At 43.4% G+C, this 14,233-nt stretch carries 14 protein-coding genes; 3 read left to right on the top strand and 11 right to left on the bottom strand.

The features are described from left to right. Nucleotides 1-27: 27 nt before the first annotated feature. The 10 genes from LOR49_RS11075 to LOR49_RS11030 form a co-directional block, all read right to left on the bottom strand. On the bottom strand, nt 28-621 hold the full coding sequence (locus LOR49_RS11075; RefSeq protein ID WP_240376764.1) for an ANTAR domain-containing response regulator: 594 nt from the start codon (nt 619-621) through the stop codon (nt 28-30). Beyond that, nucleotides 611-2,047, bottom strand: a complete 1,437-nt coding sequence (locus LOR49_RS11070) for a sensor histidine kinase (RefSeq protein WP_240376763.1) — start codon at nt 2,045-2,047, stop codon at nt 611-613. Before LOR49_RS11070 ends, LOR49_RS11075 begins: the two co-directional genes overlap by 11 nt. Before the next feature lie 107 nt (nt 2,048-2,154). Then, nucleotides 2,155-3,012 carry an ethanolamine ammonia-lyase subunit EutC gene (gene eutC, locus LOR49_RS11065; RefSeq protein WP_240376762.1) on the bottom strand — a complete coding sequence of 286 codons (858 nt, stop codon included), beginning with the start codon at nt 3,010-3,012 and terminating at the stop codon, nt 2,155-2,157. Nucleotides 3,013-3,032: 20 nt separating this feature from the next. Continuing rightward, entirely contained in the window at nt 3,033-4,397 is a 1,365-nt protein-coding gene (locus tag LOR49_RS11060) for an ethanolamine ammonia-lyase subunit EutB (RefSeq protein ID WP_240376761.1), read from the bottom strand. Nucleotides 4,398-4,599: 202 nt separating this feature from the next. Beyond that, nucleotides 4,600-5,421: a squalene/phytoene synthase family protein gene (locus LOR49_RS11055; protein WP_240376760.1), complete on the bottom strand. Its 822-nt coding sequence runs from the start codon at nt 5,419-5,421 to the stop codon at nt 4,600-4,602. A gap of 113 nt (nt 5,422-5,534) precedes the next feature. Beyond that, entirely contained in the window at nt 5,535-6,302 is a 768-nt protein-coding gene (locus LOR49_RS11050; RefSeq protein ID WP_338021143.1) for a CheR family methyltransferase, read from the bottom strand. Between the two features lie 58 nt (nt 6,303-6,360). Next, nucleotides 6,361-8,397 (bottom strand): chemotaxis protein CheA, encoded by a 2,037-nt coding sequence (locus LOR49_RS11045; protein WP_240376758.1) that lies wholly within the window; start codon nt 8,395-8,397, stop codon nt 6,361-6,363. Between the two features lie 76 nt (nt 8,398-8,473). Next, a complete protein-coding gene (locus tag LOR49_RS11040; RefSeq protein WP_240376757.1) occupies nt 8,474-8,932 on the bottom strand; it encodes a chemotaxis protein CheW in 459 nt (152 codons plus the stop codon). A gap of 127 nt (nt 8,933-9,059) precedes the next feature. Then, nucleotides 9,060-9,908: a fructosamine kinase family protein gene (locus LOR49_RS11035; RefSeq protein WP_240376756.1), complete on the bottom strand. Its 849-nt coding sequence runs from the start codon at nt 9,906-9,908 to the stop codon at nt 9,060-9,062. Beyond that, nucleotides 9,905-10,375 (bottom strand): low molecular weight protein-tyrosine-phosphatase, encoded by a 471-nt coding sequence (locus LOR49_RS11030; RefSeq protein ID WP_240376871.1) that lies wholly within the window; start codon nt 10,373-10,375, stop codon nt 9,905-9,907. The genes LOR49_RS11035 and LOR49_RS11030 overlap by 4 nt, the downstream gene beginning before the upstream one ends. Nucleotides 10,376-10,487: 112 nt before the next feature. On the opposite strand from LOR49_RS11030, the gene thiD reads away from it, so the two are divergent. From thiD to LOR49_RS11015, 3 genes are all read left to right on the top strand, one after another. Further along, on the top strand, nt 10,488-11,321 hold the full coding sequence (gene thiD, locus LOR49_RS11025; RefSeq protein WP_240376755.1) for a bifunctional hydroxymethylpyrimidine kinase/phosphomethylpyrimidine kinase: 834 nt from the start codon (nt 10,488-10,490) through the stop codon (nt 11,319-11,321). A gap of 180 nt (nt 11,322-11,501) precedes the next feature. Next, nucleotides 11,502-11,960, top strand: a complete 459-nt coding sequence (locus LOR49_RS11020) for a LytTR family DNA-binding domain-containing protein (RefSeq protein WP_240376754.1) — start codon at nt 11,502-11,504, stop codon at nt 11,958-11,960. Beyond that, nucleotides 11,957-12,367 (top strand): DUF3021 domain-containing protein, encoded by a 411-nt coding sequence (locus LOR49_RS11015; RefSeq protein WP_240376753.1) that lies wholly within the window; start codon nt 11,957-11,959, stop codon nt 12,365-12,367. Before LOR49_RS11020 ends, LOR49_RS11015 begins: the two co-directional genes overlap by 4 nt. A 94-nt stretch (nt 12,368-12,461) precedes the next feature. Here the strand turns inward: LOR49_RS11015 and LOR49_RS11010 are convergent, their stop codons facing one another. Continuing rightward, nucleotides 12,462-14,084 (bottom strand): DUF2339 domain-containing protein, encoded by a 1,623-nt coding sequence (locus tag LOR49_RS11010; protein WP_240376752.1) that lies wholly within the window; start codon nt 14,082-14,084, stop codon nt 12,462-12,464. Between the last annotated feature and the right edge of the window lie 149 nt (nt 14,085-14,233).

Genomic DNA, 14,233 nt, shown 5'->3' with positions numbered 1-14,233 from the left:
CTAGCACCTTTGCTAGCAAGGATTTATTCACTTGTCGACTTTGGAAGGATCTGAGGAATATTTTTTCAGCACTTGCCTGGCGACTTTTTCTAAAGAAACTTGCCGGTCCATGCTGAGTTTACGCATTTTTTTAAAGGCGGTCTCTTCCGTATAAGAAAACCTCTTCATGAGAAGTCCTTTTGCCTTTTCAACTAACTTGCGCTCTTCCAATTTGTAAGAAGCTTCTTCTAGTTTCTTTCGATGTTCAGCAGCCACTTTCCCCTGATGGAGGGCAATTTCGACTGCCGGGATGAGCCGGTCTTCAGAAACCGGTTTAATAATATAGCCGACGATATTGGCTTCCTTCGCTTTTTCAATAAAATCCCGCTGACTGTATGCTGTTAGCAACAATATCGGTATATCAAACCGTTTATTAATGATCCTGCTGGCTTTTAATCCGTCAAGCTTCGGCATTTTAATATCCATAATTAACAGATCAGGCTGTGTGTGATGTACAAACTCCACCGCCTCTTCTCCGTCACCGGCTTCACCAATTACTTCGTACCCTGCATCTTTAAGCATCATCGAGACATCCAGCCGTACAATGGACTCATCTTCTACTACTAATATTCTACTTTTCATCCAACCCCTGCTTTCTAAACGGGAACACCACTCTCGCAATTGTCCCATCTTCCACCCGCTTCATTTCAAACCTCCCGGACAGGTCATGCTTGCTTACCATTTTCACGATGTCCAGTCCTAAAGAAGATTCACCTGACGGAACATATCCTACGCCATTATCGCGTACTTCGACCGTAATCGTCTCTTCACTTTTCATGAAATATACTTTGATTACACCGGATTGTCTGTCTTTGAAGGCATGCTTCAAGCAGTTCTGAATTAATTCGTTAATAACAAGTGCGATAGAAACAGCTCGTTCAGACTCAATGGTCAGTTCCTCTCCCACATAGTGGATGAGAATTTGTCCTTCTGGATTGGTACCATCATGCACGAGCATGTTGCCAATTTTTTGCGATAACGTAAAGATGTCCACTTCATCAATACTACTGTTAGCAAGGATCACTTCGTAAACGGAAGCGATACTCGAAATCCGGTTTAAACTGTCCAAAAAATGAACCTTGCTCTCTTCCGGCAATCCCCTTCTCATTTGCAACCGCAATAGACTCGCAACTGTCTGGAGGTTATTTTTTACTCGATGATGAATTTCTTGAATCGCTACGGATTTCATGATGAGCTGCTTTTCTTTTTCACGTAGCTCTGTAATATCCTGCAGTATGAGAAACAACCCCACGTATTTCTCATTATAAGGGAGAGAGATTCGTTTCACTTGAAAAGTTTTACCGGAGATCTGCATTTCTTTAACTGCAAGTTCCTCGGAATAATGGAGCATCTCGTTCAATTCAGGAAGATACTTGACAACTTGAACACCGTGATGGAGCTTCTTACCGCTAAGATCACTTACTAGGTTAATAGCTGGAGGGTTGAAATATAAAAGACTGCCATCGGTTTTCACGAAAAATAACGCTTCTTCGATAATCTCCGGAATGATCGGACGGTTCTCAGTCATCCCGATCAACACATTACTTAGTGATTCTGCCGTGCGTGACAACGCTTTCAACTCCGCTTGACCCTTGAGGCGTTCGCTAATATCTTTTTCCATAATAAGGGCACCGATTACTCTTCCATTTCCTCCCTTTATTGGCACTACATTTTGTTCAACTGGGATTCCTTCTTGGTTAAGCGCACGGTTCGCAAACATTGCCTTGCCGGCATGCAATGTTTGGAAAACAGCAGGTTCAAAAGCTTCGTATACCTTCCGACCTACGACAGGTTCGACATATATAGACTCTGTCGTAGCCGGACTGGCCTCGGCAACCACCATTGCGTGCTTACCTTCATCGATTAAGCAGTCGATAAAAACATTTGCTTTATATAAATCAGCAGTCAGCTGCAAAGTTTCATTTACTTTTTCAATTTCTTTAATATCTTGTGGAGATAAGGTAGTATACGCCTGGCATAAGCTCGCGACAGAATGAGTTTGAAGCATGCCGTTCCCCTCCTATTTTTAGGACTTATCTCCTCCATCGGATAGTTGAAATTGTAATCTGCTTTGCGATTTTTGTCAATATAGGCGACTATTATTGCGCATCTTATTTACTCTTTTTTACGACTTGCAAACCTCACGCCACTCGCTTTGTGCCTCAGCATTTCAGAAATCACATCGGCTAGATAAGCACCTGCTTCGACGGGAGGAACGCCCCCTTCATGAATATTTGAAAAAACAGTTCGATCCGCTTCTACGGTTTTCTCATTGGGACGGTAGACAAGATAGGCACTTACACTTTTCGAAGTGGCAAGACCCGGGCGTTCCCCGATTAAAGAAATAACAACATCACAGTTCGTAAGAGTTGCGACTTCGTCTTGAACCCAGACGCGGCTTTTTTTAATAAAAACAGGTTGACCGAATGTTATTCCTTTCACCTGAAGCCCTTGAATAAGCGCCGGAAGTAAGTCAGGGATTGTTTCTTCTACACCGGTAGAACTTAATCCATCTGAGACGACAATTTGTACTTGCTTGTCCTTTTCACTATGTGTTGTTAGCCACTCCGCAGAAGCTTTATCCAATTTTCTCCCTGCATCCAAGTTCATGAGATACTCTTCCTGGTCTTTGGCCCGGGATCGCAATTCCGGAAGATTCAACTCTTTTAGAACGGAGTCGTCCACATCCTTAAAAACAGCATCCTGAGCGGCAGCATGGTCAATCCGAAAATCAAGATAGTGTTTCGTTTTCATTCTCGTTCCAGTACGCCCAATACCGATTCTGGCGGGGGTCAGGCTCCGTGCATGTTCAATCGTCTGTAAGTTTTTCGGATTATCTACAGATACTATTTTTCGTTCATCGTGCGTAAACGTTCTCGCATCTGGGCTGTGCTCATCTATATCATTTCCTTTCTGTGACGTATTTTTTTTCAATTCTTCCAGTACCTCTTTTATAATTTTTTCTACGTCCACATCTTTTGCCCCCTTCACTGTTATTCATCAAAGATAGACAAGTCACCGGCATGTTTGGTAAGGCGGCCGTTTTCCATAATTCCCATTTTTTCAAGCCACTTTTCAAATTCCGCTAATGGCCGCAGCCCAAGCATTTCCCGTAAGGAAGCATCATCATGGTAACTCGTATCTTGATAACTGAGCATCACGTCGTCACCCCCAGGAACTCCCATGTAAAAGTTCGCACCCCCGACTGTCGTTAACATCCCGGCGATTTCTTGATCATTTTGGTCCGCATTCATATGGTTCGTGTACGTAGGAGCAATCCCCATTGGCAAATTGTGAAGCTTACCCATAAATAAATCTTCCAGATCAGCCCGGATTACTTGGCGGCCGTCATAAAGTGTCTCTGGCCCGATAAAGCCGGATACATTATTTACCATGAATGGCTTCCAATGTTTTGCGTAGCCATATGTACGCGCTTCCAACGTCTGCATATCAACGTCAGCATGCGCACCCAGTGACACTTCGGACCCTTGTCCTGTTTCAAAGTAGAAGAAATTCGGCCCTGCGGAAGTTCCTTTTGTCTTCATTAAGTCATGGGCTTCATCTAAAATTGCTTTTGAAACGCCAAAATCTTCATTAGCCACCTGGCTGCCAGCTAAGCTTTGAAACATCAATGCAATTGGCGCCCCCGTGCGCAGCGCTTCCATCTGCGTTGTAATGTGGGCAAGGGTACAGTTCTGGGTGGGTATTTCCCATTTCTCGATAAACTCATGTGTTGCTGTTAAAATACGGGACACCGATTCGACACTTTCATTGTTTGGATTAATGCCAATCACAGCATCACCTGACCCATAAGAAAGTCCTTCTTTTACGGAGGCAATAATTCCATCAATGTTGTCTATCGGGTGATTCGCCTGGCAACGGAACGCCAGCCGCCCCGGCTCTCCTATCGTAGTATTGCAATGAGCCTGGTGCTTCATTTTCTGCGAAGCTAACACAAGATCCAGACTAGACATCAGCTTAGCTGCTGCTGAGATCATTTCGCTAGTCAGTCCTCTGCTGAGTTTCTTCAGGTCAGAAGCATTTGTATCATGCGACAAAATGTAATTTCGCAGCTCTCCAACCGTCCACGAGGCTATGCTTTGGTAAATCAACTTGTTCATATCATCATAAATAATTTGAGTCGTTTCGTCCGTTTCATATGGAATGACCGGGTTTTCATAAATATCTGTCAACTGCAATTCACTAAGGACAAGTTTTGCTGCCATTCTTTCGAGAGAGGAGGCAGCACCAATTTTCGCCATCGTATCCCCGGATTTCTCTTCACTTGCCTTGGCCAGCACTTCTCTTACAGAATGAAATTGAAAATGACTATTTTTTAATTCACATGTAAGTCTCATTCCTTCACCTTCCTACTGTCTCTAAAATAAAAAAAGCCCCCATAATGCAGACAGACCTTTAGTCATTCTCTGCAATTCAGGCGCCTTTACCTACGTGTATTTACTTTGCACCTATTATAACAAACATTTATCAGAAAATGTAGAATGTTTTTTGCCAATTTTACTCCCAATAAAAACCACCCCTTTTGGAGTGGTTGCTTATTTATTCATTCTTTAACTGCTCGACGACTTCTTCTACTTCCTGCCGTGACATTTTTTCATCGCCTCTTTGAAGGGCCTTTAAAGTTCTTTTTGCAAGGGAGAGCGGAATTTTACAAAATAAGCGGATGTTGCGCGTATGAAGGCTCTTCATATATTCATCGGCAAGGCTTATATTGCGCCTTGCATAGCAGAACATATCCTCCCGCTGCCAGCCGTCAGGAAAAAATTCGACCCCGCGTTCATGGTCTTCCTCCTGATTACGCAGTATATTCACAGACTGTAGCCCCCGGCCAAACGCAATAGCAAGGTCGCGATCAGTCCTCGTGCCGTCGTACCATTCCCAAATGTCCGACAGCATAACCCCAACAAGTCCAGCGACGTAGTACGTGTAATCATCCAAATCCTCTTCGGTACCGATTCGCCAGTCTTTCGCTGTCCATTCAGCCATCCCAGCTGCCATCTCACTTGTTGAGCCCTTTACTTTGTCTCTAATTTCTGTTGGACAAAAGGAAATCCAATCACCAAGGCGCAGTGTTACCTCTGGGAGCTGGGCTTGATATGGTGCCAAAAGGGCCGTATAAGCACACTCATCAAATTCCCTTTCCAGAAGCATTTTACTGACAGCGGAGAGCAAATGCTGCTTCGTTTCCGGGGACAGCCCTTCATGATCTTCTATTTCATCAATCGCTCTCATACACAAATATGCCGACCCTACTGTTTTCTTTAATGTCGGCACTAACAAGCTGATCGGTATGTAAAATGTTCTGCTCGTTTCTTTCAATACGCGCATCGCGTCTTTTTGAACTCCGGATCTGTTACTCAACGATGTCTCCTCCTTCAACTTTCATGAGGTAAAGTTGAGTATACCAAAAATCACGTTTTTTTTATATAACTCTTCCCTATCTCAAGGGTCACTTAGACAAGTTGGACCTTCTATTATTCCTTCGTATAGAAAAAAGATCGTTTTAGTTGCAGTCCAAACTCTTTCGGTTGAAAAATTTGCTCTGTATTCCCGACGAAAAGGAGACCGCCAGGGCGCAGTGCGTCAGCAAAGCGTTGATAGATCTCCTTCTTCGTTTCCTCCGTAAAATAAATCATGACATTTCGACAAATAATCAGATCAACGTCTCGTTCATAAGGATCACTCAATAAGTTGTGGCGTTTAAACGTAACATTGTTTTTCACTTCCTGCGCAAGCTTGTAATGAGTGCTTTCTTTATGAAAATATTTCGTTTTGTAAGAGGCGGGGAGCTCTTTCATCGATTCCACGGTGTAAGACGCTTCCCGTGCTTTTCGCAATGCATTTTCATCCAGGTCGGTAGCCACTATGTCGATCCCTTGAAGGGAAGGCATATTCATCAATAGCATCGCCAATGAATACGGTTCTTCCCCAGTAGAACAAGCGGCTGACCAAGCTTTTATCCGTGTTTTCCCTGCAAGCAGCTTCGGCAGTTCTTTTTCCAAAATTGACCACTGTGGCATGTTGCGAAAAAACTGTGTCACGTTAATGGTCATTCGCTCCAAAAATTCATCAAACAATGCCTGATCTTTTTCCATAGAGGCAAAATAGGATTCAAAACACGTAAATCCCCGGCGATCCCGTAATGAGGTCAACCTTCTTTTCATTTGGTTTTCTTTATACTGCGATAAGTCGATACCTGACTTATTCTTCACCTTTACCATAAATTGCTGAAAATCATCCACTTTCATTGTTCGGCTCCTCTATCATAGTCAAAAACGAAATGTTACCTTCCGTACTGTTTTAGGAGACTAACGCATTACTGTCAATGATCAACGCTACCTTGCCGTCCCCTAATATCGTTGCTCCGGAGATGGCAAATACATTCGTCAAAAATTCTCCCAGTGATTTGATAACGATCTCTTCCTGGCCAATTAATGAATCGACAAGCAATGCTGCCTGCTTGTCACCCTTCTGCACGATAACAGCCGGGCACTCCTCTTGCTCTTCTTCCGGAAAACCAAACGTCTCCCGAAGCGAAATAATCGGAATCACGGAATCTCTGAAATTAACCACTTTCTGTTCATGTACTTTCCTGATGGAAGATTTCGGTATAATCGTCGTCTCTTTTATCGAAGACAACGAAATGGCGTATGTTTCCTCTTCTACTTTTACTAACAAAGCAAGAATGATCGACAACGTAAGTGGAAGCTCAATCGTAAATAAACTGCCTTCCCCGGGAGTAGAGGTTACCGTAATTGCGCCACCGAGTGATTCGATTGTCGTTTTCACAACGTCAAGACCCACTCCCCGGCCTGATACGTTGGATATTTGGTCTGCCGTACTAAGGCCTGAAGAAAACAGAAGATCATAGACTTCACTGTTTGGTAGCTGCTCTCCTTCTTCTTTTGAAATGAGTCCTGAAGAGACTGCCTTCTGTACAACTTTGTCACGGTCGATGCCAGCTCCGTCATCTTCAATTTCAATCATGACATGATTGCCGCTATGATACGCTCGTAACTGAATGACGCCTGTCGCCGGCTTATTTCGCTCTAAACGAACGTCAGGTAATTCCAGACCGTGATCGACCGAGTTGCGAATTAAGTGTACCAAAGGGTCTCCGATTTGATCCACTACCGTGCGGTCCAGTTCTGTATCGGCCCCGGTTATTTTCAAGTTAATATGCTTACCCATTTCCTGCGCCAGACTTCGTACCATACGTGGAAAACGATTAAAAACTCGTTCAACCGGGACCATTCGCATGCTCAGAATCAGGTTTTGCAAGTCGTTAGAGACACGTGTCATTTTCTCCAGCGTTTCAATGTTTTCTTTATTATCGCTTTCTTTGGCCAGCTGTTCTAACCGTCCACGATAGATTAATAGTTCTTCAAAAGACCTCATTAACTGGTCAATTCGGTCAATATTAACACGGATTGATTTGGAGGCGATATTCGAGCTTTTGGAACCCTTCGATTCTTCTTTTGTAGGCCGCTCTACTTTTTCTTCCGTACCAGCATCGGCATCCACAGCGGGAGACGGAGATGGCTGACCCGGTTCCTCAGATGGAGCTAGATCTGCTTCCAGCAAGCTCTGGATCGTAACCTTTTCCACTTCTGAAATACGGCCGATAGTCTCCTCTAACTCTTCCGTGCTTTCTTTAGAAGTGAGCGTCATGGTAAAGTCAAAATCGAACTTTTCTTCTTCTAAGTCTTCTACCGAAGGAAGAGCATGTATGATCTCTGCCTTTCCTTCCAGCGCTTCTAATATCATGAAAATCCGTGCTCTTTTCAGCACACAATCCTCACGAAGAGTTATACTTGCTTGGTACACAAAGTAACCTTCTTCAAAAGCCTGGATGAGGACATTCTGCACATAATCGTCGTACACAACATCTTTGTTGAGAGGTGAAGCGGTTGTTTCCTCTTGGAGAGAATTAGCGGGCGCTGCTAGTTCGTCTGCCACTCCGTTCTCTACCTTCTCAAGTTCGGAAACGATGGCAATGATATCCTCTTTCCCATCCCCACCTTGAGAAATGTCGATGATCATTTTCTCTAAGAATTCCACTGCGTCGAAAACGACATTTAAAATATCGGTGGTGACCTTGAGCTGTTCATTGCGTATCGCATCTAAAACATTTTCCATTTGGTGGGTCAACTTCGTTAGATCCTCAAAACCCATCGTCGCCGCCATGCCTTTTAACGTATGGGCCGACCTAAAGATTTCGTTAACGATTGGCAGATTTTCAGGATCTTTTTCTAAGGCTAGTAGATTGGTGTTAACAGCTTGCAGGTGCTCTTCACTTTCCTCGATAAAGAGATCCATATATTGGTTCGTACTCATCGGTTATCTCCTCACTCTTTTCAGAAAAAAGCAGGCACCGATTCTTGCCTGCGTCTTTCATCTATGTTCCGGTGCCTTATACCATGGTTTTCAGCTTGCCTAAAGTCTCCGCATCCATTTCATTTAACATATAATCGATATCCAGCAAAATGATAAGACGGTTCTCCATTTTCGCCACTTGTATCGAACGTTCATTTTCATTTCCTTCGACGGTTACCGACTCTAGCAGATCTTCTGGGATGTCCAAGACTTCATTTGCTTTGTCTACGATCAAACCTATTTTGATCTCCCCTACTTGCGCAAGCAAAATTTTGTAGTCTTCGTCGAGTGTCGCTTCTCTTTTTAATAGGTAAGAGCGCAAATCTAATAGCGGGGTAACTTCGCCGCGGATATTTGTTACTCCTTTAATATGTTCAGCCGTATTCGGGACCTTCGTGATTGGCTGCGGCTTCTCAATTCCTGTTATATGTTCTACCGGGAAGGCAAATTCCTCTTCACCAATTTGACAGACCACTTTCCTCGCTTGGGTTTCCATGTTCTTCCTCCTTATACATTGTACGTGCGCATATCTATCTATTTTATCGGCACATCTATTCTGTTTTTTAGGCAAAAAGTTTGACGACATTCTTTTTCCTCTTGCATTCTTTTAAAAAAACAACTAGCTACACGTACATGGAAAGTATTCGATCTACTGCGCTTCCGTACATCTCACCAAATGCAGTTAGATGAACAAGCAAATAATACAGCTGGTAAAGGGGCTTTCGTTCCTCATAAAGGCTGGAAAGCGGAAGTATTTCTTGATAAGCATAATAAAAATGTTCCGAGAAACCACCAAACAACTCTGTAAAAGCGATCTCAAGTTCACTGTCACCGTAAAAGACTGCCGGATCAATTAGATACGGCTCGCCGTCGGGGCCGGCCAGCCAATTTCCTCCCCATAAATCACCGTGGAGAAGTGCCGGCTTAGGGTTCCGCGGGATCCATTTCTCGAGGTTATCTAAGAGACGAATCATCTTCTGTCGTCTCGTCCCCAGGATATGACCCTGTTCCTCCGCTAACCGAAATTGAAAACCGAGACGCTTCTCCCTGAAAAAAGTAATCCAATCTTTCTCCCATTCATTTGGCTGTGGAAGGGTACCGATGTAATTATCCACATCAAGACCAAACCGGTCTCCGCTGTATTGGTGCAAGCGTGCCAGCCCTCTCCCTAAAGCTTCATCTGTATGTTCAGCTTGTCTTCCTTCCAGCCATTCCATCACGATATAACCGCTGCCTTTGCCAAGCACCTCCGGAACGCGTATTGTCCCTGTCTCTCTCAGCAAGGAAAGATTGTACGCTTCTTTTTCAAATAAATCTTCTGGATCCGCTTGGTTATACTTAACAAAAAAACTGTCTGTACCCGTCACTATTTTCCATGCTTCACTACTATCTCCACCGCTAACAGGTGTCACTTCCTGTATATCAGAATGAGTGCCAATTTCGTTCAGTATAAAGACCGCCTGATGTTTCACTGGGCAGTTTCTTCCTTGATCTGCTCAAGAATCCGCGCACAGCCCTTTTGAACCATCTCATACACTTCGTCAAAATTACCCGTAAAATAAGGATCCGGCACATTTTCTAGCGGGCTGTCCGGAACGAAATCAAGCAGTTTCATCAGTTTAGGCTTTTTTTCATCATCTGCAAGTTTTTGTAAGTATGCCAGGTTATCCATGTCCATGGCGATTATATAGTCGAATTGTTCCAGATCTTTTTTCGTTACTTGCCGTGCCTGAATATCCGAATAATCAATTTGTTTTTCTTGGAGCAGCTGGCATGTTCCTTCATGCGGTGCTTCACCAATGTGCCAGTCGCCAGTACCAGCAGAATCAACAGTAATTTTTTCTTCCAGGCCTTGTTTTTTCACTTGGTGGCGAAACACCGCTTCTGCCATTGGCGAACGGCAAATATTCCCTAAACAAACAAATAGAACGTTAATCATCATTACCTCCAAAGAAACATTTTGCTCTCATTGTATCACCTTAAGTGCTAGAAAAGAATAACAGGAGATCCTATAATAGTAGCAGCCTGGATAAAAAAAGGAGACTTTTATAATGAAACGAGTATTATCCATTGCCGGCTCTAGCAGCATGGGCGGTGCCGGCATTCAAGCAGACCTAAAAACCTTTCAAGAATGCGGCGTTTACGGGATGGGAGCAATCACCGCGTTTGTAACGATCAGCAAAGAAAAAGGCCGGAATATTTTCCCGCAGCCACTGGGAGTCATGGAAGCACAGGTACTAACCGCCCTCAACACGATCGGAGTCGACGCGCTTAAAACAGGGTTGCTTCATTCTGTGGAGCAGATGGAATACACAGCGCAGCTCATTCAAGACCACAATCTTAAGCATGTAGTCGTAGACCCTGTTATCGTTACGAAAAGCGGTGCTGAGCTTATCGAGCATGAGGCAATTGAACGCCTAAAGAAGGTGATACTTCCAAAAGCAGCGATCGTCACCCCAAACGTGCCGGAAGCATTAAAACTAAGTGGACGTTCGCACATTGAGTCAACCGAAGATATGAAAAGAGCTGCTGTAGACATTCATGCGCTTGGTCCGAAAAGTGTAGTCGTCAAAGGTGGACGCCTGGACTCTGAAGAAGCAGTCGATGTTTTGTTTGATGGTGAACGCTTCGTCACGTTTTCATGTAAACGTATATCTACAGATACAAACGGTGCCGGCTGTACGTTTTCCGCTGCAATTGCAGCTGAATTAGCGAAAGAAGATTCTGTTCGAGAGGCTGTCAAAAAAGCAAAGACGTACATAACCGGAGCAATCCATAGCAGTGTTATGTTTCTCGATGAATCAAAACGTATCAATCACTCTGCTTTACGACATGATGCTTCTTCTCCCTCCATTCATATCTCGGAAGAAACTCTTAACTTTTAACTAGACACGGCACTTCCTCCCCTTTTTCCAGCCTTCCTTTTACAAATGAACGACAGGTGAGCAGCTAGAATGTGCAGCTCACCTTTCATTTCTCACTTTTCACCCGACAACTCAAGACAACACAAAAATTTAAGACTACAATAGTCTCACAAGTACAAAGTTAGATCGGAGGCTGAACGATTGAAAGTAACCGTAGATATTAGCAGTGATTATAAAGAGACGTCAGTCACGGTTCATTGCAGAGAGGTCGATGATTCAATCCAAGATATACTTAATTTTCTCAATAAGCGCGAAGCTGCCTTTATCGTCGGCAGAGACGGTGATATGCAGCATATCTTGCAGCCCGATGAGATTCATTACTTTCATACCAATAAAGAGTCGGTACTTGCTGTCACAGCGGATGGTTCTTTTAAGGTGAAGGAGAAACTCTATGAACTAGAAGAAATGCTGCCGCAAGACCGCTTTGTTCGTCTTTCTAAGTCAGTTATCGCCAATCTTTACGAATTAAGACGTTTTGAACATTCTTTTAACGGCACCCTTTGCGTGTATTTTAAATCAGGAGAAAAAGAGTATGTTTCCAGGCATTACGTCAACACCATCAAAACAGCGTTGCAAATGAACAGGAGGAAAAAATCATGAAAACTTTTCTATGGAGAAGTGTGATTGGTATTTTTTACGGTGCTTTCTTAATGGTAATCGTTACAAATGGCATTGTATTAATGGGAGGACACGAGCAATTAGATGGAGGCCTTTTCCTAAAAAATTCTCTTGGTTTTATGTTTTGTGGTTGGTTCTTCACTGTGACCCCGCTTTTCTTTGAGATGAATCGATTACATCTCTTCCAGCAGACAGCACTTCATTTCGTGACGGTCACTGTTCTCTATTTCACTTTATCACTAGGGGTCGGCTGGATTCCTTTTAATGCAAGAAGCATTATCTTTTTCACTGTTATATTTCTTGTCATTTATCTTATCATTTGGTCCGTCTTCTACTTTTATCATAAAAATGCAGCCAAAAAATTGAATGAAGAGCTTCACAAAATATGACGAAAACGATAGAAGAATGACAGTGCTACAGCCTCCCTTCTATGTAGAAGGGTGGCTGCCAAACTGCTAGATTCCTCTTAAAAGCGGTGTAAAGTTAATCGCCTTTGCCGGCGTAGAAAAAGCGGGATAAGGCCACGCCCATGCCTCCGAGAGCAATAAATAGTAACGCTCGCACTGCTAATGATACTTCTGAAATATCGACGAAAAACACTTTAGCAAGTGTGACGAACAACAGGATGACCCCGAATACCCGCAACCTGCCGTTATTTTTCCAGAATCCGATAATAATGGAAGCAGCAGCAAATACGATCCATACAAATGACAAGGAATACAGCCATACTTCTTCCGAGATACTATGTGTAACGGCATAAACGACTAAACTTGTATACGTCAATAAGATGGTGACAACTATCATTTCATAGACTTGAAAAAATCTCTGTACGTGCTGAGGAGGACGCCAGCGCAACCCTATAGCGTAGAGCGCACCAAGACCAAGAACCGCAACGACCCAATTAACATGCTCAGTTGATAAAGTTTCAAAAGGCGTTTGAATCGCAAGCAGCCACAAGCTGATTCCTAACGAGACGAAGCCAACCACCCGTTGCAACTGCGAGTTTAAAATGTATCCGAGTAAGACTGAGACAATGCCTGAAATGATAAGAGTAGAAGTCATCCATTCATCGAAAAACCGTACGGACAGCGAAAAGATGGTAAACGAGATGGCAGCAAGCAGCATCCCCGTACGCAATCTGCTTTGAAGGCGCCAATAAGCATGCCCCGCTGCCAGCAAATGAAAGATCAGCCAACCAAGTAAGACTATTAAAAATTGCTGTTTAGTTAAGAACAATACGCCCCACCCTGTCAGTAACACATATTGAGAAAACACCATCCCCAACGGGTATTCTTTATGCTTCCTCCAATAAAAGAAAAATCCGAGAAGTAACAAGTGTTGAAGGGCGAGCGCTGTATACATAAGATACATGTCTGTATTGGATGCAAAAAAAGACACGGGAAGATATACGATATGTAAAGCAGCAATTGATACATAAAAGAGAAATAGAAAACGAAACCACGCTGCTACGGAAAAGAACAGAATGTAAGCAATAAATTCATAGACAATAAAAAACACAACACTTGGATCACTGTTGTCCAAAAGGATCGGATTCAGAAAACCACCAATAGCTGCTAAAATAGCAAGAGCCTGGGATCGGTACTTCGCCGTTAATATTATTGTCGCTAGTGCAATTACTAAATTGGTAGAAAAAGCAATGGACAACGGGATAAGATGATATAAAGCATGCCCGGCAAAGGTTGTAAGAGTTGGTATGATCACTGCTGCTGCTAAGATTACTTGCGCTAACCCTGTATGCTTTCGCCGATACTGCCACATTCCAGCTGCTGCCAGTCCGCCGGAAACAACGTAGCCGATGGTAAGAACAACTGGCTCTGTTATCAAGCCGCTGTCATATGCAGCGGCAAATGCCCATACTACTCCCAGAAGCAAAACAAATAAAAATATTCGAGGCAGCCACGTTTTCCCAAAGTGCTTCTCCAACGCTCCGAAACTACGCTCTTCTTCTAGAGCTGGTGATTCGGAGGATTTTTCTTTGTATGTATTTGGGAGTAATTTAGATGATTGCTCTTGTTCCAAGCGTTTTTCAAGCAACAGGACCCTGCGTTCCAGCTCCGCAATACGCTGGTCTTGCTCATCTGTCATTATGGCTCTCCTGCCTTTTTTGGTTGTTATTTTCCTTTTAACTCTACAAAATCTTTATTAGTCACACAAACTAAAGCGGATAACTCTACTGTTAGATTGTAATAAATCCTAACCGGTCATCAAAGGTCAATGCATGTTTATCTTTTAGT

This window comes from Bacillus piscicola, assembly GCF_022458745.1.
Classification (GTDB): Bacteria; Bacillota; Bacilli; order Bacillales; family Marinococcaceae; genus Alteribacillus_A; species Alteribacillus_A piscicola.
This window is presented reverse-complemented; position numbering and strand designations above follow the sequence as displayed.